Source organism: Minwuia thermotolerans, assembly GCF_002924445.1.
GTDB lineage: Bacteria > Pseudomonadota > Alphaproteobacteria > Minwuiales > Minwuiaceae > Minwuia > Minwuia thermotolerans.
Genome location: NZ_PIGG01000015.1, coordinates 36473 through 55663, shown reverse-complemented (window position 1 = coordinate 55663; position 19191 = coordinate 36473). Strand labels below are relative to the sequence as shown.

27 protein-coding genes are annotated in these 19191 nt (G+C 68.9%); 24 read left to right on the top strand and 3 right to left on the bottom strand.

The annotated features are described in order from the left end of the window. Position 1 precedes the first annotated feature (1 nt). From CWC60_RS03450 to CWC60_RS03340, 24 genes are all read left to right on the top strand, one after another. Positions 2-205 (top strand): hypothetical protein, encoded by a 204-nt coding sequence (locus CWC60_RS03450; protein WP_109792155.1) that lies wholly within the window; start codon positions 2-4, stop codon positions 203-205. Continuing rightward, on the top strand, positions 202-1038 hold the full coding sequence (locus CWC60_RS03445) for a ParB/RepB/Spo0J family partition protein (protein WP_109792154.1): 837 nt from the start codon (positions 202-204) through the stop codon (positions 1036-1038). Before CWC60_RS03450 ends, CWC60_RS03445 begins: the two co-directional genes overlap by 4 nt. Next, positions 1038-1496, top strand: coding sequence for a DNA transposition protein (locus tag CWC60_RS03440; RefSeq protein ID WP_109792153.1), 459 nt, complete (start codon positions 1038-1040; stop codon positions 1494-1496). The genes CWC60_RS03445 and CWC60_RS03440 overlap by 1 nt, the downstream gene beginning before the upstream one ends. Next, positions 1496-3439 carry a transposase domain-containing protein gene (locus CWC60_RS03435; protein WP_109792152.1) on the top strand — a complete coding sequence of 648 codons (1944 nt, stop codon included), beginning with the start codon at positions 1496-1498 and terminating at the stop codon, positions 3437-3439. The genes CWC60_RS03440 and CWC60_RS03435 overlap by 1 nt, the downstream gene beginning before the upstream one ends. A gap of 66 nt (positions 3440-3505) precedes the next feature. After that, entirely contained in the window at positions 3506-4477 is a 972-nt protein-coding gene (locus CWC60_RS03430; protein WP_109792151.1) for an AAA family ATPase, read from the top strand. Beyond that, the gene (locus CWC60_RS03425) at positions 4464-4802 is read left to right on the top strand and encodes a hypothetical protein (protein WP_109792150.1); all 339 of its coding nucleotides are present in this window, start codon (positions 4464-4466) and stop codon (positions 4800-4802) included. The genes CWC60_RS03430 and CWC60_RS03425 overlap by 14 nt, the downstream gene beginning before the upstream one ends. After that, positions 4799-5242: a helix-turn-helix domain-containing protein gene (locus CWC60_RS03420; protein WP_109792149.1), complete on the top strand. Its 444-nt coding sequence runs from the start codon at positions 4799-4801 to the stop codon at positions 5240-5242. Before CWC60_RS03425 ends, CWC60_RS03420 begins: the two co-directional genes overlap by 4 nt. A gap of 67 nt (positions 5243-5309) precedes the next feature. Further along, positions 5310-5954, top strand: coding sequence for a DUF3164 family protein (locus CWC60_RS03415; RefSeq protein ID WP_109792148.1), 645 nt, complete (start codon positions 5310-5312; stop codon positions 5952-5954). Beyond that, the gene (locus CWC60_RS03410) at positions 5951-6163 is read left to right on the top strand and encodes a hypothetical protein (protein ID WP_109792147.1); all 213 of its coding nucleotides are present in this window, start codon (positions 5951-5953) and stop codon (positions 6161-6163) included. The genes CWC60_RS03415 and CWC60_RS03410 overlap by 4 nt, the downstream gene beginning before the upstream one ends. After that, entirely contained in the window at positions 6160-6531 is a 372-nt protein-coding gene (locus CWC60_RS03405) for a TSCPD domain-containing protein (RefSeq protein ID WP_109792146.1), read from the top strand. The genes CWC60_RS03410 and CWC60_RS03405 overlap by 4 nt, the downstream gene beginning before the upstream one ends. A 2-nt stretch (positions 6532-6533) precedes the next feature. After that, positions 6534-6803 carry a hypothetical protein gene (locus tag CWC60_RS03400; RefSeq protein WP_109792145.1) on the top strand — a complete coding sequence of 90 codons (270 nt, stop codon included), beginning with the start codon at positions 6534-6536 and terminating at the stop codon, positions 6801-6803. Positions 6804-6807: 4 nt separating this feature from the next. Next, positions 6808-7521, top strand: a complete 714-nt coding sequence (locus CWC60_RS03395; protein WP_109792144.1) for a hypothetical protein — start codon at positions 6808-6810, stop codon at positions 7519-7521. Beyond that, on the top strand, positions 7518-8198 hold the full coding sequence (locus CWC60_RS03390) for a methyltransferase (protein ID WP_109792143.1): 681 nt from the start codon (positions 7518-7520) through the stop codon (positions 8196-8198). Before CWC60_RS03395 ends, CWC60_RS03390 begins: the two co-directional genes overlap by 4 nt. Then, positions 8195-8932 carry a regulatory protein GemA gene (locus CWC60_RS03385; protein WP_164516295.1) on the top strand — a complete coding sequence of 246 codons (738 nt, stop codon included), beginning with the start codon at positions 8195-8197 and terminating at the stop codon, positions 8930-8932. The genes CWC60_RS03390 and CWC60_RS03385 overlap by 4 nt, the downstream gene beginning before the upstream one ends. Continuing rightward, positions 8925-9278 carry a hypothetical protein gene (locus CWC60_RS03380; RefSeq protein WP_109792141.1) on the top strand — a complete coding sequence of 118 codons (354 nt, stop codon included), beginning with the start codon at positions 8925-8927 and terminating at the stop codon, positions 9276-9278. The genes CWC60_RS03385 and CWC60_RS03380 overlap by 8 nt, the downstream gene beginning before the upstream one ends. 89 nt (positions 9279-9367) lie before the next feature. Further along, entirely contained in the window at positions 9368-9853 is a 486-nt protein-coding gene (locus tag CWC60_RS03375; protein ID WP_109792140.1) for an N-acetylmuramoyl-L-alanine amidase, read from the top strand. Beyond that, positions 9850-10014, top strand: a complete 165-nt coding sequence (locus CWC60_RS23470) for a hypothetical protein (RefSeq protein ID WP_164516294.1) — start codon at positions 9850-9852, stop codon at positions 10012-10014. The genes CWC60_RS03375 and CWC60_RS23470 overlap by 4 nt, the downstream gene beginning before the upstream one ends. Further along, entirely contained in the window at positions 10014-10622 is a 609-nt protein-coding gene (locus CWC60_RS03370) for a 3TM-type holin (RefSeq protein ID WP_109792139.1), read from the top strand. Before CWC60_RS23470 ends, CWC60_RS03370 begins: the two co-directional genes overlap by 1 nt. 13 nt (positions 10623-10635) lie before the next feature. Beyond that, positions 10636-11085 (top strand): hypothetical protein, encoded by a 450-nt coding sequence (locus CWC60_RS03365; RefSeq protein ID WP_109792138.1) that lies wholly within the window; start codon positions 10636-10638, stop codon positions 11083-11085. After that, complete coding sequence (locus tag CWC60_RS03360) at positions 11082-11387, top strand: VpaChn25_0724 family phage protein (RefSeq protein ID WP_109792137.1); 306 nt, start codon at positions 11082-11084, stop codon at positions 11385-11387. Before CWC60_RS03365 ends, CWC60_RS03360 begins: the two co-directional genes overlap by 4 nt. A 1-nt stretch (position 11388) precedes the next feature. Beyond that, positions 11389-11946, top strand: a complete 558-nt coding sequence (locus CWC60_RS03355; RefSeq protein ID WP_164516293.1) for a phage protein Gp27 family protein — start codon at positions 11389-11391, stop codon at positions 11944-11946. Then, the gene (locus tag CWC60_RS03350) at positions 11943-13430 is read left to right on the top strand and encodes a phage terminase large subunit family protein (RefSeq protein WP_109792135.1); all 1488 of its coding nucleotides are present in this window, start codon (positions 11943-11945) and stop codon (positions 13428-13430) included. The genes CWC60_RS03355 and CWC60_RS03350 overlap by 4 nt, the downstream gene beginning before the upstream one ends. Beyond that, positions 13430-15025: a DUF935 domain-containing protein gene (locus CWC60_RS03345; protein WP_109792134.1), complete on the top strand. Its 1596-nt coding sequence runs from the start codon at positions 13430-13432 to the stop codon at positions 15023-15025. The genes CWC60_RS03350 and CWC60_RS03345 overlap by 1 nt, the downstream gene beginning before the upstream one ends. Positions 15026-15028: 3 nt before the next feature. Further along, entirely contained in the window at positions 15029-16225 is a 1197-nt protein-coding gene (locus tag CWC60_RS03340) for a phage head morphogenesis protein (protein WP_109792133.1), read from the top strand. Positions 16226-16457: 232 nt separating this feature from the next. On the opposite strand, the gene CWC60_RS03335 is transcribed toward CWC60_RS03340, so the two are convergent. From CWC60_RS03335 to CWC60_RS03325, 3 genes are all read right to left on the bottom strand, one after another. Continuing rightward, complete coding sequence (locus tag CWC60_RS03335) at positions 16458-17177, bottom strand: hypothetical protein (protein WP_109792132.1); 720 nt, start codon at positions 17175-17177, stop codon at positions 16458-16460. A 38-nt stretch (positions 17178-17215) separates the two neighbouring features. Beyond that, entirely contained in the window at positions 17216-18643 is a 1428-nt protein-coding gene (locus tag CWC60_RS03330) for a TIR domain-containing protein (protein WP_125226062.1), read from the bottom strand. 170 nt (positions 18644-18813) lie between these two features. Then, positions 18814-19101 carry a hypothetical protein gene (locus CWC60_RS03325; protein WP_109796330.1) on the bottom strand — a complete coding sequence of 96 codons (288 nt, stop codon included), beginning with the start codon at positions 19099-19101 and terminating at the stop codon, positions 18814-18816. Positions 19102-19191 lie beyond the last annotated feature (90 nt).

Below are 19191 nucleotides of genomic sequence, written 5' to 3'. Positions count from 1 at the left end.
CATGGGCGCCCGCACCAAGCTCCGCCCGACGACGCTATCCAAGCATGAAGCGCAGCTGGCCCAGTGCTCCGGCAAGAAGCGCTTTCCGAATGGCACCCTCGCGCACCGCGCCCTCAAGGGCCGCCGGAAGATCAAGGGCCGCGAGGCCTATCGCTGCGAATTCTGCGGCGGCTGGCACCTCGGCGTCTCGAGTACCGCGCCATGACCGGTCTCGTCCTGAAGCGCATCCCCGTCGCCGACATCCTTGTCGGGCGCCGCATCCGTCCCGTCGACCGGCGGGCGCTCGGGCCTCTCAAGGCGGACATCGAGGTCCACGGACTTCGCAACCCGATCGAAGTCGGCCAGGAGGAGGGAGGGCGCTGGCGCCTGGTTGCCGGCCTGCACCGGCTGACCGCGGTCCAGGAACTCGGCCACGAAGAGATCGACGTGCTCGTCTGCGAGGACGACGCCAATGCCCGGCGCGAGCGCGAGCTGATGGAGAACCTCTGCCGCATCGAGCTCTCCGCGCTGGAGCGGTGCCAGTTCCTGCACCAGCTGAAGTGTCTTTTCCAGGAGCGCACTCACGCCCGGCACGGCGGCGACCGGCGGAGCGATCACGCGACCAATGTGCCACGGTTGGCAGATTGGTATCGCTCCGTCGCGCTGCGGGCGAGTTGCAGCGCCAGAACCGTCCAGCGCCAGGCGCTGATCGGCCACGACCTGGACGAGCTCGCCGCCGACAGGCTGCGCGGCACCCCGTTCGAGGACAGCCAGCGGGAGCTGGAGTCGCTGTCGCGGCTGGAACCGCGGAAGCAACAGCGCGTCGCGCTGTTGCTGACGGCCGAGGACGAGGCCGCCCGCGCGGCGAGCGTGGCCGACGCCCTGGCGAAGGTCGATGGCGAGACCGAAGCGCCCGAGGCGAAGACGCCGACCAGCCGCATGTGGAATCTATGGAACCGGGCCTCGGCCGACGAGCGGCGCGCCTTCGTCGCCGAGCTGGACGAGGACGAGCTGGCCGACGCCGTCGCCGCCCGCGGCTACCGTCTGGAGCGCATCTGATGGCGCGGCGCCGGGATGGTCAGACGCTGGACCTGTTCGAATGGGAGCCGCCCAAGCTGGTGGCGCGCTATGACGAGCAGCGCGTCCGCGCCGCCGACCTCAGGATCAGGATCGCGCGGGCCATTTCCGAGACGCTGAACGACTGCGAATTCGACCGCAGCGAGGTGGCCAAGGCCATGTCGGAGTGGCTCGGCGAGGCCGTCAGCAAGTCGACGCTCGACGCCTATGCCAGCCCGGCGAAGGAAGAACACACGATCAGCTTCCTGCGTCTGATGGCGCTGGTCCACGTCACCGGCGACCGGCGGCTGCTGCAGATCGCGGCGGAGCCGTTGGGCTGGTCGGTGATCGAGGACCGCTGGCTGCCCTGGGTCGAAGTGGGCCAGCTGGCCGACGCCAAGGAAGACCTGGACCGCCACTACGACATGGCGCGCCGCCTCGCCCGAAAGGGCATCCGCTGATGAAGGACTGGTGGACAGCGGCCGAGCTGGCGGAGGCAGGGCTGAGTGGTCTGCCGACCACTGTTCGCGCGATCCAGCTGATGGCCAGGCGGGAGTGCTGGGCCGACCGGCGGAGGGTCGCCGGCGACCCTTTGGCCCGGAAGCGCAGGGGCCGCGGCGGGGGCATGGAGTACCACCGCAGCGTTCTGCCCGAGCGGGCGCAGATGGCCATCGCGAAGGCCGCGCTGGCCGCGCCCGTCGACACGGCCGCGCCGACGGCGCCCGGATCGACGGCCGAGCGGGTCGACTGGAGCTGGTTCGAGAGCCTGCCTGACAGCCGGAAGCGCAAGGCGCGGGAACGGCTGAAGGTCCTGGAGGAGATCGAGGCGCTGAAACGCGGCGGCATGTCGAAGAACAACGCCGTCTGCGCCGTCGCCAACGCCCACAAGGTCGGCAAGTCGGCGGTCTATGACTGGTTCCGTCTCGTGGCAGGTCTCGATCGCGCCGACTGGCTGCCGGCGCTGGCGCCGAAGCACACCGGCCGGACGAAGACCGCCGGATGCGATCCGCGCGCCTGGGAGTTTCTGAAGGCCGACTATCTCCGACTGTCGCAGCCGAGTTTCGAGACCTGCTACCAGCGGCTGGAGCTCGCCGCCGGCGAACATGGCTGGACCATCCCGGCGAAGCGGACCCTGCAACGGCGCCTCGAGAACGAAATCCCGCGACCGGTGCAGGTGCTGCTGCGCGAGGGCTATGACGCCCTGCACCGGCTCTACCCGCCGCAGGAGCGCGACCGCTCCTTGTTCCACGCCCTGGAAGCGGTGAACGCGGACGGCCACAAGTGGGACGTCTTCGTGCGGTGGTACGACGGCAGAATCGTGCGGCCGATGATGGTCGCCATCCAGGACCTCTATTCCGGCGCCCTCCTGAGCTGGCGCTTCGATGTCAGCGAGAACGCCGACACGGTGCGGCTCGCCTTCGGCGACGTCTTCCGCAAGTACGGCATTCCCGATCGCGTCTGGCTGGACAATGGCCGGGGCTTCGCCTCGAAGTGGATCACCGGCGGCACGCCCAACCGCTACCGCTTCAAGGTGAAGCCCGAGGAGCCCGCCGGCGTGCTGACGGCGCTCGGCATGGAAATCCACTGGACCCGCCCCTACAGCGGCCAATCGAAGCCGATCGAGCGCGCCTTCAAAGACCTCTGCGATTCCATCGCGAAGCATCCCGCCTTCGAGGGCGCCTATACCGGCAATCGCCCCGACGCGAAGCCCGAGAACTACGGCTCGAAGGCGGTACCGGTGGAGACTTTCATCGAGACCGTCGAGCAGGGCATCCGTCTGCACAACACGCGGCCAGGCCGCAACACGCGGGTCTGCCGCCGGAAGCTCAGCTTCGAGGAGGCGTTCCGACAGAGCTACAGCCAGTCGCTGATACGGAAGGCGACGCCGGAGCAGCTGCGCATGTGCATGCTCGCCGCCGAGAAGGTCCGCGCCGACCGTGAGTCCGGCTCCATCCGGCTGCTGGGCAACCGCTACTGGTCCGAGGCTCTGGTCGAACACGCCGGCGAGGCCCTGACCGTCCGCTTCGACCCCGATCATCTCCACGACGGCATCACCGTCTATCGCCTGGACGGGCAGATGATCGCCGAGGCCGCGTGCCTGGAGGCCGCCGGCTTCGCCGACACGGGCCAGGCGCGCGACCACAACCGCAAACGCAGCGCCTTCAAGCGCGCGACCAGGGAAGCGGCGGAAATCGAGAAGTCGCTCTCGCTGGAGGAGTACGCGCGGCTGCTGCCCGACGTGGACGAGCCGGTAGCGCCCGAGGCCCCGGCAATCCGTCTGGTCGCGAATGGCAGCCAGGCGGCCGCGGCGGCGCCGGCGGAGGAACAGGATTTCGATTTCGACGAGGCGTTCGCCCGGACGATGGCGCAGGAGCGCCGTCACCTCCGGCTGATCGAGGAGTAGGGGCGGGCGGCCGCGCCACGGCCATCCCGCCCCTGAGCAACAACTGCACAAGCGAAAGGCTACAGCATGAACGCTCCCAAGGACCAGACCCTTACAGACGCCGAGATCGAGGCGATCCGCGCCGAGGCGAAGAAGCTGATCGCGGACGAGAACCTTTCTCACGCCTCAGCCGCCCGGGACGCCGGCATTGCTGCGCCGACCATGAGCGCCTGGCTGTCGGGCACCTATACCGGCCGGAACGACAATGTCGCCGGCAAGGTGCAGCTCTGGCTTGCTTCCCGCGAGGAACGCAAACGCGCCCGTTCGTCCCTGCCGCAGGCGCCGATGTTCGTGAAAACCCGGACCGCTTCGAGTGTCACCGACGTCCTGCAATGGGCGCAAATCGGGCCGGACATCGTCGTCGTCGCCGGCGGCGCCGGTATCGGCAAGACCACGGCCTGCGGGCATTACGCCGGGACGAACCCGAATGTCTGGATGGCGACCATGCAGCCGTCGACGGCAAACGTCTATCCGATGCTCCAGGTCATCGCCCAGGCCCTGCAGCTGACCGAGAAGAGCCCGACGAAGCTGCCCGAGGCCATCGGCGCCCGGGTGCGCGACACGGGCGGGCTGCTGATCGTCGACGAAGCCCAGCACCTGGTCTCCAAGGCGCTCGACCAGCTCCGCTCGCTCCACGACCTCTACGGCGTCGGTATCGCGCTGGTGGGCAACGAGAGTGTCTACGGCCGGCTGCAGGGCGAGGGCCGGCGGCCGGAGTTCGCGCAGCTGTTCAGCCGGATCGGCATGCGGTTCACGCGAGGCAAGCCCTGGCCGGAAGACGTCTGCGAACTGATCGGCGCCTGGAAGGTCACCGACCCGGACACGGTCCGGCTGCTGAAGGCGGTCGCCACCAAGCCGGGCGCGCTCCGCGGCATGACCAAGGTGCTGCGCATCGCGAGCGCCTTTGCCAACAGCAAGGGGGAGCCGCTCAACGTCACCCACGTCAGCGCCGCCTGGAAGCGGCTCTCCGAGGATGGAGGCGACAATGCTCAGCACTGACCTGCAACACCATGTCGACCAGCTCCGCGACCTGATGCGGAGCGGCGAGCTCACCGAGGAGCGGCTTCAGTATGCGCTGCTCGGCTTCGAGGAGACGATCGAACGGGTCGCCGAACTGGAGCTGATGCGGGTGGTCGCCGAGCCCGCACAGCACGCCCTTGGCGGCTCGACCGTCCGCGTCTGCCGGCCCGGCGAAGTCCCGCCGCCGGCCGGCTATCGCGAGGCCGCGCCGCAACAGATCGACGGCTTCGGCGAGGTGGCGAGCTTCGAGCCCGACCCGACGCAGCCGGTGGTGCGCCTGGAAGACTTCAGGGGGCGGCGATGAACGCCATTGCCGCCAACCAGTTCGAAAGCCGGATGCTGCAGGTCGCGGAACGGACCGCCGAGGCTTGCGGCGTGACGGTCGAGGCGATGATGAGCGAGGCCCGGAACAGGGAGACCTCGCAGGCCCGGCACATTGCCGCCTATCTCATCTACCGGCGCCTGGGCAAATCCTCATCTCAGATCGGCCGGTTCTTCGGGCGCGATCACACCAGCATCCTGCACGGCATTCGCAAGACCGAGCACGCGCTCAGGACGCAGCCGGACGTCGCCAAGGTCGTCCAGGGGATAAACGCGGATTTCGCTCTCGAGGATTTCGAAGTGTTGCGCGAGGCCGGCCGCGCCGACCGCGAGCGCCTGATCTGGCGGCTGGAGAAGCTGGCCGACGGGATCGAACGCACCCTCCAACAGCTGCGCGAGGAGCTCTGCGATGAGACGCCGTAGCCACCTCCGCCGCTTCATCCGCCAGCAGCTGCGCTGGCTTCACCTCATCTGGGCAAGGAGCTGATCTATGAATGTCGAAATACCCGATGGCTTCATCATGGACGCGAAGGGCCGGCTGGTGCCCGAGGACATGGTCAAGGACCACGAGCGCCTGGAGGACCAGACGGTCCGCAAGATCCTGGGCTATGCCGAAGAGCTGAATGCGCAGATCGCGCGGTTCCGCGGCCACACCTTCGACGATGTCGCGACCTTCATGGACCTGCTGTCCGAGAAGTACGGCGTCACGCGCGGCGGCAAGAAGGGCAACGTCACCCTGATCACCTTCGACGGCTGCATGAAGGTGTCCGTGCAGGTGCAGGACTCGCTCACCTTCGGGCCCGAGCTGCAGGTCGCCAAGGAGCTCTTCGACGCCTGCATCTCGGCATGGTCGGAGGGCGCGGACGCGAAGATCCGCACGCTGGTCGACCACGCCTTCCAGGTCGACAAGGAGGGCCGGATCAACCGCGAGGCGCTGTTCGGCCTCCGCCGGCTGGAGATCGACGACGACGGCTGGCGGCAGGCGATCGCTGCGCTGAACGACTCCATCCGCATCCAGGGCAGCCGCGAGTATGTCCGCTTCTACAAGCGCGACCATCCGCGCGAGCCGTGGACGCCGGTGACCATCGACCTCGCCAGCGCCAGGGCGCCGGCCGAGCTGGCGGGCGCGTCATGATCTCTACCCGCTTCCAGCCCGGCCCGGCCGACAAGCAGGCGTTGCCGCACCCGGTGATCGACACCCATTTCGGCGATGATGTCGTCGCCCGCTTCCGCAGCGAGTGCCTGGCGCGCGAGTTCTGCCGCCGGCTCAATGAGCCGTTCTACCGCCCCACGCCGCCGCATTTCCAGCTTGCGGGCGCGATGGCAGCCGGAGGTCAACCGTGACCGCGGCCGCCCGCCAGCGCCTGCCGGAGCGGCGGCCGTCCGTCTCAGAGACGATCGAGCGGAACGGCCTGTCGGCCGAAGTCAGCTGCGGCTTCGATCCGGCGACCGGCGAATTGCGCGAGATCTTCATCTTCGCCGGCAAGGAGGGCTCGGAGACCCGCCACGCCCTGGAGGACGCGGCCGTGATGGCGTCCGTCGCCCTGCAGCACGGCATTCCGCTGGAGGCGCTGCGCCGCTCGCTGGCCCGCGTCGCCACCGGCCCGATCGATCCGGAGAACCTGGACCGCCGGTCGGAGACCGCGCCGGCCTCCATGATCGGTCTGGCGCTCGACGCCGCCCAGCGGATCGCCGCGGATTTCGGGAGCTGACCATGCCGTCGCGCCCGACCACCACCGTCGAGGAGATGCGCCGCGTGATGATGAACCTTGCGCTGGCGGCCGCACCGGCCGGGCGCTCCTCGCGCAGCGCTGAACGCCGGCAGGTGATCACCCGTGCGGTGACAGAGGCCAACGAGGTGCTGAACGCCGAGCTGATCCTGCCGCAACCGGAAGCCTGCCAGCACTGCCTCCGCCGGCTGGCTGAGGCCGCGGACGCCGAGGCGCGCGAGCGGCCGGGCTTCCGCTGCGACATCGAGGGCTGAGGCGATGGCCGCGGGCATGACCTGGAGCAGGGAGACTCGCAAGCACGTCCGCCGCCTGGCGAAGGCCGGGCTCGAGCCGGCGGAGATCGCCGCGCGGACCATGAAGCCGTACCAGGCGATCCGCGACTTTATTGATCTCGAACTGAAAGACGCGAGGTCGACGCCAGAAGCCAGCATGCTTAACGATTCACATCCAGCGCCGACCCGGCCGAAAGCCATCTCCACCTCTGTGGACAGGTCTTGCAGACCCGAAAACAAGGCTGTGACCCCGGCCTGCAACGAACCTCGGCCTCTGGATAAATGCTGTCAACCCACTCCCGCGACATATCCCGCTACCTCCCTCCACGCGTCTCCGCCGGCGGCGAAGCCTCAGCCGGCGATCAAGCAGGCTTCAAAGCCCGTTGAGAAGGCAATCGAACCCGCCCGCGCGCCGTCCTTTCCGGCGCTGCCGGCGCGGCGGCCGCAGGAGATCGCGCGCACGAGCCTGCGCCGGTCGGCCGAGGAGCAGGCGGCGATCGACGCGTTCCTGGCGAAGGGCAAGGTCACGAAATTGCCGCCCGGCCACGCCGCCGGAATCAGCGCGATCGAGATGGAGCACCACGCCGCGCCGCTCTCGATCGAGCAGCTGAAAGGCGGCGCGGCCCGGCTGAAGCGGCAGCGCGAGGCCGGCCGCAACGGCCGCCGCATCCGCGACGCGAAACGAGGAGTCGGCAAATGAGCCAGAACCGCAGCAGCGCCGTGATGGCGCAGCGGCGCGAGCCGCACGATTCTCTGGACTTCTTCCCAACGCCGCCCTGGGCGACGCGGGCGCTGATCGAGCACGTGCTGGTCGGCCTTGGCAAGTACGGCTATCGCAGCTTTCTCGCGCACTCGGTTGTCTGGGAGCCGGCCTGCGGCGAGGACCACATGGTCAATGCGCTTGCCGAGTATTTCGGCGAGGTCATCGGCACCGACGTCGACGCCAGAATGCACGGGGGGCCACCCCACGACTTCCTGATGCCGTACCTGCCCTACATCGTAGAGCACCGGCCGGGCCCTCACTTTGTCATCACCAACCCGCCCTTCCGGCTGGCGGCCGAATTCGTCGCCCGAGGCCAGGAGGTCGCGGAGATCGCGGTCGCCATGCTGGTCCGCACCGTCTTCCTGGAGGGCGCGGCGCGGTACCGCGAGATCTTCGAGTCGAACCCGCCACTGATCTTCGCGCCGTTCTCGGAGCGCGTGCCGATGCTCAAGGGCCGGCTCGATCGAAAGGCGTCGAGCGCGACGAGCTACGCATGGTTCGTCTGGCCGGGCCGGGATTTCAAACGGACCAGCATAGACCCGAAGCTGATTTGGATCCCGCCCTGCCGCAAGGCGCTGGAGCGGCCCGGCGACTACGAGGAACCGGACCGATGACCGTCCCGGCTAACCGGAAGGCGCTGCTGGCCAAGTCCGCGATCGCGGTGAAGCAGCTGGGGATAGAGGAGGCGGACTTCCGCGACCTGCTGGAAGCCCGCTACGGCGCGCGGTCCCGGACGAAGCTCTCCGACGATCAGCTGGTCGACCTGGTCGAGCACTTCAGGAGCCAGGGCTTCCGGCCGGCGAAGAAGGCGCGCGCCCGCCGGCCCTCCGCCACCCCGGGCGCGCGCGCGTCCAGTGGCATGCTTTCAAAAATCCGCGCGCTGTGGATCTCCGGCTGGCACCTGGGCGTGGTCCGCGACCGCTCCGACGAGGCGCTCAGCGCCTGGGCCCGGAACGTCACCCGTGTCGAGCGCGCCGAGTGGCAGCACGGCGAGGACGCCATGAAGGTGGTCGAGGGACTGAAGGACTTCCTCAGCAGGGAGGCCGGCGTGGCCTGGAACGAATGGGGCTTCGCCGGCCGCCCGCCCGAAGGGCTCAGGCCTGCGATGCGCGATCGCCTGGCGGTGCTGGCCGCCCAGGGCCGCAAGCTGCACGAGCTGGGCCGCTTCGAGACCGGCGACGCCTTCTACGTCGCCGCCGCGATCGGGCGCACCGCGCGGCCGAAGGATCACTACCCGCCGCGCCTGGACGAGCTCTCGGCCGAGGAGCTGGACCGCGTCATCGCCGCCTTCGGCCGGCGCATCCGCCGCGCCGAGGGCATCCCCGAAGACAGGGCCGGCCATGGCTGAGGGCCAGCTCCCCGCCACGCTCAATCTTGTGGCCGACGCCGCCGGCGTCGAGGCGGCGCTGGAACTTGCGCTCTCGCGGGGCGGTACACGGCTGCGCGTGCCCCAGCGGGCCGAGGGCTCCGACCTCGCGGCCATCGTCGGCGTTGACGCCGCCCGGGCGATCGTGGACGCTCTGGCCGACGAGCGCCTCGAGATACCGCTGGCCAAGGCGGTGATCTACCGCTGGCTCCGCGCCAAGAACTGGAGCCAGGAGCGCGCCGGCGCCGCGGTGAAGATCTGCCGCCGCACCGCCCAGCACTGGGACCGCGACCCGAAGCCCGCCGCCCAGATCGACCTCTTCGACTGATCCTGCCGGGGCGTAACCGTTACGCCCTTATTCGCACGGGGCAGAAGCCCGACCATGGCCGCAAATCACCCCGGTCCTGGGAGCGCCCGTTGCGCCATATCGATACCATCATCATCCACGGCGCCCACACGCCGCCCGGCATGGACATCGGGGTCGCGGAAATGCGGCCGTGGCACACCGACCCGCCGCCGGAGGGGCGCGGCTGGGATGACATCGGCTACAACTACGTCATCCGCCGCAGCGGCAAGACGGAGCCAGGCCGCGATCTGGACCGGGACGGCGACGTCGACGAGGAAATCGGCGCCCACGCCTATGGCCACAACGCGCAATCGATCGGCATCTGCCTGGTCGGCGGCAGGGCCGAGGACGCCGACCGGCCCGACTTCAACTACACCGCGGCGCAGATGCTGGCGCTGACCGTGCTGGTCGAGCACCTGCGCCGGCGCTTCCCGACGATCAGGCGCGTGATCGGGCACCGCGACGTCAATCCGGGCAAGGCCTGCCCGTGCTTCGACGTCGGCGCGTTCTTCGCCGGCATGCCCGAGGCCGCGACCTTTCAGGGGGGCGGGGCATGAGCGCGCCGAGGAAGGCCCGCAGCCAGCGCGTGAAGAAGCGCGCCTTCCACCGCTGCCGCCATCACGGCGCGCCGGCCGAGGTGCCGCGGGCGCTCTCAGTCGAGGCCCTGAGCTTCCTGCGCAGCTACCCGTTCGACCATCTCTCGGCGAGGCGGGGCTGATGGTCCCCGCCATCATCGCCGCGGCACTGCCACTGGTCGCCGAGTTCCTGCCGTCGATCGGGCGGCTGATCAACGGCGAGAATGGCGAGCGCGTCGCGACCAGGGTGGTCGACGTGGCCCGGCGCGTCACCGGCGCCGAGACGCCCGAGCAGGCGCTGGAGCGTCTCCGGGCCGACCCCAGGCTGGTGGCCGAGCTGCAGCGCCAGGCGACCGCGATCGAGCTGGCCGAGATCGACTCGGAAGTCGCCCGCCACCGCCAGGTCAACGAGACCATGCGCGCCGAGATCGCCTCCGACGATCCGTATGTCCGGCGCTGGCGGCCGACGCTGGGCTACGCGGTCGCCTTCACCTGGGCGCTGTCCATGCTGGGCCTGATGTTCGTGATCGGCTGGGTCGCGATCAATGAGCCGCGCGAGGCGCCGGCCATCTTCATCGCCCTGGGCGACGCCATCGCGTCGATCGCGCCGATCTGGATGTTCGCGCTCTCGGTCCTGGGCGTCAGCGTCTGGAAGCGTTCTGAGGACAAGAAGACGGCGGCCGGCGTGAACCGCGGGCCGGGTGTGATCGGTTCCATCCTCGGCCGCCTGACCGGCCGCGACGGTTCGTAGGAGGGGCGGCGCAATGGAGGAGATCAACTGGATCCCGATGATCATCGTTCCGGTGATCACGGTCATCATCAACATGGTGGTCGGCTGGGTCGCCTGGTCGATCCGCACGTCGGCAAAGCAGGAGATGGCCAACGTCTCCGCGAACATGACCGAGCAGCTGGCGAGCGTCTCGTCGTCCATCCGCACAGAACTCGCCGAGGTCTCCTCGGAGATCAAGAAGTCGCTCGACGAACATGACAAGCGGCTGCAGGAGCTGGAACTTCGCCACCAGTACGCGCCCGGCCACGAAGACCTGCAGCGGCTGCACGACCGGGTCTCGAACGTGAAGGACGCGGTGACCGCCATGGCCTCCGAAGTGCAGGGCGCGCATGCCGACATCGGCGGGCTGAAGCGCCTGATGGAGATCCTGGTCCGCCATCACATTCCCGAGGCCGGCGCACTGCAGAGGGGTGAGAAACGATGAGCCTTGCCGCATCCATCCGCGCCATGGTCCGGCGCGAGATCCTGCGCCTGCTGGCGGCCGACGCCGGCTACAGCCAGAACCACGCGATCATCCGCCGGGCGCTGGAAGTCTCCACGGCGCAGTCGCTGACGGAATCCGACGTCAAGGCGCACCTGTCGTGGATGGAGGACCGGGATCTGGTCACGACCGAGATCGTCGGCCCCTACGTCCTGGCGAAGCTGACCGACCGGGGCCTGACGGTGGCGCGCGGCGAGGAGCATGTCGACGGCGTGGAGCGTCCCCGGCCCAGCGAGCTCGGCTGAGATGCCCCCGCGCCACCAGATCGATCGCCTGCCGTCCGACGTCCGTCAGACCATCAAGCGCTGGCTGGCGGACGAGAACCGCTCGGTCGACGACTTTACCACCTTCCTGGCCGAGCTGCTGGCGCCGCACGAGATCAGCGTCTCGCGCTCCTCGGCGCACCGCTTCATGGTCAATCACGAGCGCACCGCGTCGCGGCTGCGCCAGGCGCGGGAGATGACCGAGGCGCTGGCGAAGGAGCTGCCGGACGCGGCCATGCAGGGCAAGCAAGGCCGCCTCCTGGTGGAGATGGCCAGGACCTTCGTCTTCGACCTGCTGGCCCAGGTGGACCAGGAAGGCGGCGTCCTGGATCCGAAGTCGATCGCCAATATCGGCAAGGGGCTGGCCGAGCTGGCGCGCGCCGCGCGCCTGGACCAGGACTTCGAGACCAAGGTCGAGGAAGCCCGCCGCAAGGAGCGCGAGGCGAGCGCCGACAAGGCCGAGGCCGCCGCCCGCAATGCGGGCCTCTCGGCCGACACGGTCAAGGGCATCCGCCACGCCATCCTGGGCATCGCCGCATGAACCAGGGCCCGATCGAGCAGCTGATGCCGAAGACGGCCGAGCTGCCGGCCGCGATGAAGGCCATGCCCCGCGGCGACATCCTGCTGCCGTACCAGGCGCGGGCCGTCACCATGACATCGGTCTCGGCCCTGCTGGTGATCGACAAGTCACGCCGCATCGGCCTGACCTGGGGCATGGCCTCCCACGCGGCGCTGACGGCCGCCGCCGCCCGCGGCGAGGGCGGCATGGACGTCTGGTACATGGGCTACGACCTGGAGATGGCGCGCGAGTTCATCGACGTGGTCGGCATGTGGGCGCGCGCCTTCGGCATGGCCGTCGGCGAGATGGACGAGATCGTCCTGGCCGACGACGAAAAGGACATCAAGGCGTTCCGGGTGAAGTTCGCCTCCGGCTTCGAGGTGGTGGCGCTGCCCTCCGTCGCCCGTGCGCTGCGCGGCAAGCAGGGCCTGGTGATCCTGGACGAGGCGGCGTTCTACTCGGATCTCGCCGAAGTTCTGAAGGCGGCCATGGCGCTGCTGATGTGGGGCGGCTCGGTGATCGTGGTCTCCACGCACAATGGCGTCGACAATCCGTTCAACCAGCTGATCGACGAGATCCGCGCCGGCCGGCGCAAGGGCGCGACCATGACCATCACCTTCGACGATGCGATCGCCGAAGGGCTCTACGAGCGCATCTGCCTGGTCACAGGACGAGAGGCCACGCCGGAAGGCCGCGCGTCCTGGTGCGCCGAGATCCGCGCCTTCTACGGCGCCGACGCCGCCGAGGAGCTGGACTGCGTGCCCTCGACCGGCGCGGGCTCCTGGATCGGCCTGGACGACATCGTCGCCGCGCAGCACCCGGAAGCCGGCCGCCCCGAGCTCTACCAAAAGGGCCTCGTCTTCTCCGGCTGGGACGTGGCGCGCCGCCGCGACCTGTCCGTCGTCGCCCCCTTCGAGATGGTCGGTGACGTGCTCTGGCTGCGCGAAGAGACCTACATGCACAACCGCCGCTTCGCCGAGCAGTACGACGAGATCGGCCGGATGATGCGCGACTACCGCGTCGTCCGCCTGGCCATGGACCAGACCGGCATGGGCGAGGCGGTGGTCGAGGAAATCCAGGCGCGCCACGGCCAGGAGCGCTGCGAGGGCGTGATCCTTTCGGGCCCGCGCCGGCTCGACCTGGCCACGATCCTGAAGGCGCGCTTCGAGAACGGCACCATCCGCATCCCCGACAGCCCGGAGATCCGCGCCGACCTGCGCGCCATCAAGCGCGTCGCCGGCCCGACCGGCGCGCCGCGCCTGGTCAACGACGACACGGTCCACGCCGACATCTTCTGGGCCTATGCCTTGGCTGCGGCGGCCGCCGCCGAGGGCGCGTTCGAATACGGCTACGAAGCCGTCACCGGCACCGCCAGCGGCCGCGCCGGCGTGCTGGGCCGCCGCGCCGAGGATGATGACGGGCCGCCCTCGCTGGCCGGTTTCGCGCGATCGAAGGGAGCCTGGTGATGCCCGAGACGAGGATCCTGGACCAGTACGGCCGCCCGATCGAGCGGGGCAAGCTGACCGAGGAGCTGGCGGCGCCGTCGCTCCGTTCCGTCCGCCAGGTGATCTCCGACCACCCGGAGGCGGGGCTCACGCCCGCCCGGCTGGCGCGGCTGCTGCTCGACGCCGAGCAGGGCGAGCCCACGGCCTATCTGGAACTGGCCGAGGCGATGGAGGAGAAGTATCCCCACTACGCCGCCGTCGTCGGCGTCCGCAAGCGCGCCGTCGCCGGACTGGAGCTGCAGGTCGAGGCCGCCTCCGACGCGGCCGACGACGTGAAGGCGGCCGACCTGGTGCGCGAGGCCGTGGTGCGCGACGGCATCGAGGACGAGCTGATCGACCTGCTGGACGGCATCGCCAAGGGCTATGCCGTGGCCGAGATCATCTGGCGGCAGGAGGCCCGGGCCTGGTGGCCGGAGCGCCTGGAGTGGCGCGACCCGCGCTGGTTCCGGCCCTCGATCGAGGACGGCACGACGCTGCTGCTGCGCGACATCGCCGGCGATCTGCCGCTGGCGCCGTTCAAGTTCATCACCCATCACGCCCGCGCCAAGTCCGGCATCCCGATCCGCGCCGGCCTGGCCCGGGCGGCGGCCTGGCTCTACCTGTTCCAGAACTTCGGGCTGAAGGACTGGATCGTCTTCGCCGAGACCTTCGGCCACCCGATCCGCATCGGCCGCTACGATGCCGGCGCGAGCGCGGAAGACCGGAAGGTTCTGCTCAACGCGGTCAGCGCCATCGGCACCGACATGGCCGGCATCGTGCCGCGCTCGATGGAGATCGAGCTGATCGAGGCCAAGCTCGCCGGCAATATCGACCTGTTCGAGCGGCTCTGCGCCTATCTCGACCAGCAGGCCTCCAAGCTGGTGCTGGGCCAGACCGCGACCACCGACGCCATCGCCGGCGGTCACGCCGTGGGCCGGGTCCACGACGACGTGCGCGAGGACATTCGCGACGCCGACGCCCGCCAGCTCTGCGCCACGCTGGCGCGCGACCTGGTCAAGCCGCTGGTCGATCTCAACCTCGGGCCGCGGCGCGCCTATCCCAGGATGCGCCTGGTGGCGCCCGACGACATTCCGCTGGACAAGCGGATCGACGGGCTCAAGACCTTCGTGCCGATGGGCCTGAAGGTGCAGATGTCGGAGATCCGCGACATGCTGGGCTTCGCCGATCCGGACGAAGGCGCAGAGCTGCTGGTGGCGCCGGCGCCGCAGGCAGTCCCGCCGCCGGGCGGGACGGACGATCCGGCGGCGGACCCGGCCGAGACCGCCGCCCGGCGCGACCGCCTCACGACCGCAGCTGCGACCGGCGCGGAAGCCGACATGCTCGACAACCTCGCGATCGCGGCGCTGGAATCGGAGGGCTACGACCCGCTCTCCGACCTTGTCGCCGACGCCCTGGGCGAGCTGGCCGAGGCCGACGACTTCGACGACTTCGAGCGGCGCCTGCGCCGGCTGGTCGGCGGCGAGCCGCCGGACGGCGCCGTGGAAAGGCTGGGCGACATCCTGTTCCAGGCGAAGCTTGCCGGCCGCATCGGGGTGGGCCTGGACGAGGACGCCTGAGCCGTGGCGATCGAGCTCGAACCGCTGCCGCCGGCCGAGGCCGTCGCCTTCTTCCGCTCCAAAGGCTACCTCACCGGCTTCAGCTGGCGCGACGTCTCGGCCGAGCAGCACGGCCAGGCCTTCACGGTGGCCAAGGCGATGCGCCTCGACGTCATGGAGGCGATCCGGGGCGAGCTCGATCGCGCCCTGGCCGGCGGGACGACGTTCCAGGATTTCCGCAAGACGCTCACGCCCCGGCTGAAGGAGCTGGGCTGGTGGGGCCGCAAGCCCATGTTCGACGAGCTCACCGGCGAGACGATCGAGGCGCAGCTCGGCTCCGACCGGCGGCTCCGCATCATCTACGACGCCAATCTCCGCGCCGCCCACGCCGCCGGCCACTGGACCCGTATCCAGGCGACGAAACAGGATCTGCCGTATCTCCGCTACGTCGCCGTCCTGGACGGGCGCACGCGGCCGCAGCACCGCGCCTGGCATGGCACGCTGCTGCCGGTCGACCACGTGTTCTGGCAGACGCATTACCCGCCCAACGGCTGGCGCTGCCGCTGCCAGGTCCAGCAGGTCTCCGAGGGCCAGATGCGCCGGCGCGGCTGGCAGGTGACCGAGCCGCCGCCCGAGAGCGGGCCCGGCCGGGCGCACGTCAACCGCCGGACCGGCGAGGTGATCGAGGCCCCGGCCGGCATCGATCCGGGCTGGGGCCACAATCCCGGTATGGCGGCCGAGGGGCGGTTTCCCGATCCGGCCCGCTACACGGATGCCGACTGGGGCCACGCCGCCGCCAGGGCCGCGGTGGAGAGCCCGCACTTCGAGGATATCGTCCGCGGCACCGCCGGGGGCGCCGCGCCGGTCGCCTGGCTGGACGAGGCGCTCGCGGCCGCGATCGGGACGGACGTGCAGCGCGTGGATCTCTCGGCCGACACCATGCGGAAACAGCGCGGCGAGCTGCCCGGCAATCCCGGCCACCCGGAGCTGACCCTCGTCGATTATCGACGTCTTCCAGACCTCATCGGCGGCGGATCGGTCTACAGCGACCGGGAGCGGAGCCTGCTGATCTTCTCGGAGCACGAGGGCCGCTTCTACCGCATCGCCCTGAAGGCGACAGCGGACGGGCAGGCGGCGTTCCTGACCTCGTTCACGAAAGTGCGCCGCGAGAACGCCCTGCGCCAGCAGCGGCGTCGCCGGAAGATCGACCGCGGAGATTGAAGACCGGCGGGGTGGGCGCCCGATCTGAACCCACATTGCGCTCGACGCCGAAGGCGCCTGCTACGGCTTCGGGACTTTCACCGTGTATCCCGCCGGCACCGTCAATATAGCGATCCGCCCGCCGCGATGAAAGCCAGAGGGCCGGCGGTTGTGGGACCGATTGGAGATGACCTCCCAAAAGTGCTCAGTGCAGATCGGTGGATGGCCTCGATGACGGATCCGAAGGCAGGGGCTATTGGAAGGACTCCAAGATCGACCGCGTCATTTCGCTGAATTTCCGGAGCATCTCGGCAACGGGCGGACGACCGATGTCGGGAACGTCGGCCAGCGATACGCTCAGCGTGATGTTCAACTGCAGGCCCTCGTCGGCGTCCCATCGTGCGACTGGGTCGCCATCGGTGTAGGGGCCATCCCAGAGCGCGATCAGCCTGATATGACCGTTGCCGCTGACGTGGGCGTCCCCGCGTTCTATGCCGCAGACAAGCAGCTTCCGGTGCTTATCCGTCAGGTCCAGATGGTGAAGAGCGTAGAGTAGCGCGTTGCCGCCGCGAAACGGTCGGAAGCCCAGAATTGCTGCCTGGTCCGCTTCGGAAAGACGCCGAAACTTCTTCCTGGTTCTCTTGTCGGCGAGTCCCTGCTCCGATTTGGCGAAAGGAAAGTAAGTATCGGAGGGCTCCCGATGGCCGTTGCGCTCGGCGAGAGCGCAGGCGAGAAGGTCGAGCGCGCTTCGCTGCGCGTGGATGATGGCGCCAGTCTGAACGCCGATTGACCGGGGCACGGGAGCCGCAGTCTTGAAGAAATAGATCAGGCCGCGCCCCTCGGGATCCGGCACCGGTCTCAGCCGATAGGGCTTCTGATCCAGAAATCCCCTAAGCTTCTGATCGAGAGCATCGATCTGAGTATCGGCCCAATCGATCTTCGCAAACGCGTCTGCCAGATCATCTGGGTCCATGCCAATTGCTCCGTTCGAACAGGTTGTCGTCCCCGTCGCTACAAACGCCAGCCCAGCGTCGTGAGCCATGTCCAGATCGTCTGGCCGACCTCCAACAGGGCGGGCGCGATACCCAGAATCTCCGAGCCGGCCTTCGTGCCGGCCACGATCACAGTAGCATCTACGAACCGGTCAGCCTTCTTCAGGATCCAGCCGGCAATCCGCCGGCCGAGAGATTCGGTTCGATCCTGGATGGCCTTCACTTCGGTCAGTTGGTCGCGATCCGGCTGCGCGGGCAGCGATTTCAGATGCGCCACGTCGTGGGACAGCTGTTCGAATTCCGCTCGGGTGATCGGCAGCTCATCGGGGATGGGTTCCGGCGGCTGGTTGTGACCCATGCCGGCGGGGCCCTGACCGATCTTCTCCAGTGCCGCTTCCAGTTGCTCGATGCGCTGGAGCATGTCCTGATGGGCTTTGGCCGCGGAGAAGCGCTCATCGTTCCAGGGACGGGTCTCCTCCTCCCATTTCGTCTGCCGATTCTGCCACGTATCATCGTCGGACGGACGGATTCGCGCTCCGTGCGGCGCCCACTCGAAGGAGTACCGGTCAAGCTCTAGGGCGGCGCGCTCCATTTGCTCCCAGGTAGCGACGTCATCGAAATATTGCTCAATCACGTCGATGGTCTCGTAGGGGCCACCCCAGATGTAATTGTACTCGCCGTCATTTCTTGGCGTCCCCATCTCCGGCGGTTCGTAGTTCCGAAGGAACCACTCCTCGATCTTCGTGGCGCCCTCTTCCACGCTCAGGGCGCGAAGATCCTCTCGGGGCAGGTCCGGTGCCCGGAGCTGCGGTTCCTCGAGTCGCGGCTTGGCCGCTTTCTCCTCATTTAGCTCTTCGGCTGATCTCCACCTTGCCTGCCCAAGTCTGGCCCGCCCAAAGCTGGATTTCCCGTATGTGGCCTGACCATATCTCGCCGGTTCCCGATCCTGCTGACCGAGTTGGCCCTTGAGGAGAAGCGCCAACCTTTCGGCGCTGCCTCGAAATCCGTTGGCCTCTTCGGCCGCCATGTCGTCGACACGAAGCAACCATCGCGACACCAGATCTGCCGCAAGTTTGGGGTGGGCCGACGTTCGGGGGAATTCGATGTCACGCGTCGGCAGAAAGCGCACCGGCAGAATCAGGTCCTTGCGGCCGAGTTGTCTCTCGAAAGACTGGAAGAGTTGCGCCTCCAGGCGGCACAGGGGGTCCGAGAACCAGGCCGGGGTTATGAAGGCCAGAAGAACGGCGCTGCCATCGTTTTCACCGGCGCACGCCCGCTCCCAGGCCTCGGCGGCGGGGTCTTCGCTCCGATCCACCCAGATATGGACGTTCTTCAGGCCGACCCCGTAGACCTCACGCTGCAGGCGAAACGCTAGGTCGGAAATGGAATCCGCCTCCGCGCTGTTCCGCGCAAAGCTCAGGAACAGGTCGTACTCGGTCTCCGCCATGATGCCGGCCACGCCCCCTCTTGTGCTCGTCCGGCAACATTCTGGTGCATGCGCGATGAAGCCGGCAACCCGGGTCGCTCTCAGGGGGCCGTCAGGGGGCTTCTCGGGTTCGGCGGGAGCCGATGGGCCCGGAACCGGCTCTCGCCGCTCCTGCCCCCTTTTAGTGGCTATTATTCGTCTATTAGAAACTCGGGTCCGGGTGTCTCGGCCAGCGCCAGGCTGCAGCCGCTCCACCGATCGCCGCGGCGCGGGCAGCGGCCGGCGTCGCGAAGGGCCGTGAGCATGTCCGGCACCGCCATCCCGGGGCCGAAGCGGCGCAGCAGGGTGCGCAGGCGGTAGCGCCCGTTCTTGCCGCAGCGGGTGCAGCGGATCGCGATCATGCGATCCTCGACCAGATCCAGAACGGTGCGCGACGCGGCCATGGGGCGATGATCGGCGATCGCATTGCGCCGCGCCACAGTTGCAATCTGCCTGCACGCGGCGCCGGTGGCGTCAGTGCATTTTGAAGCGGTTGCGCAGCGTGAGCAGCAGGAACAACAGCGTAATGA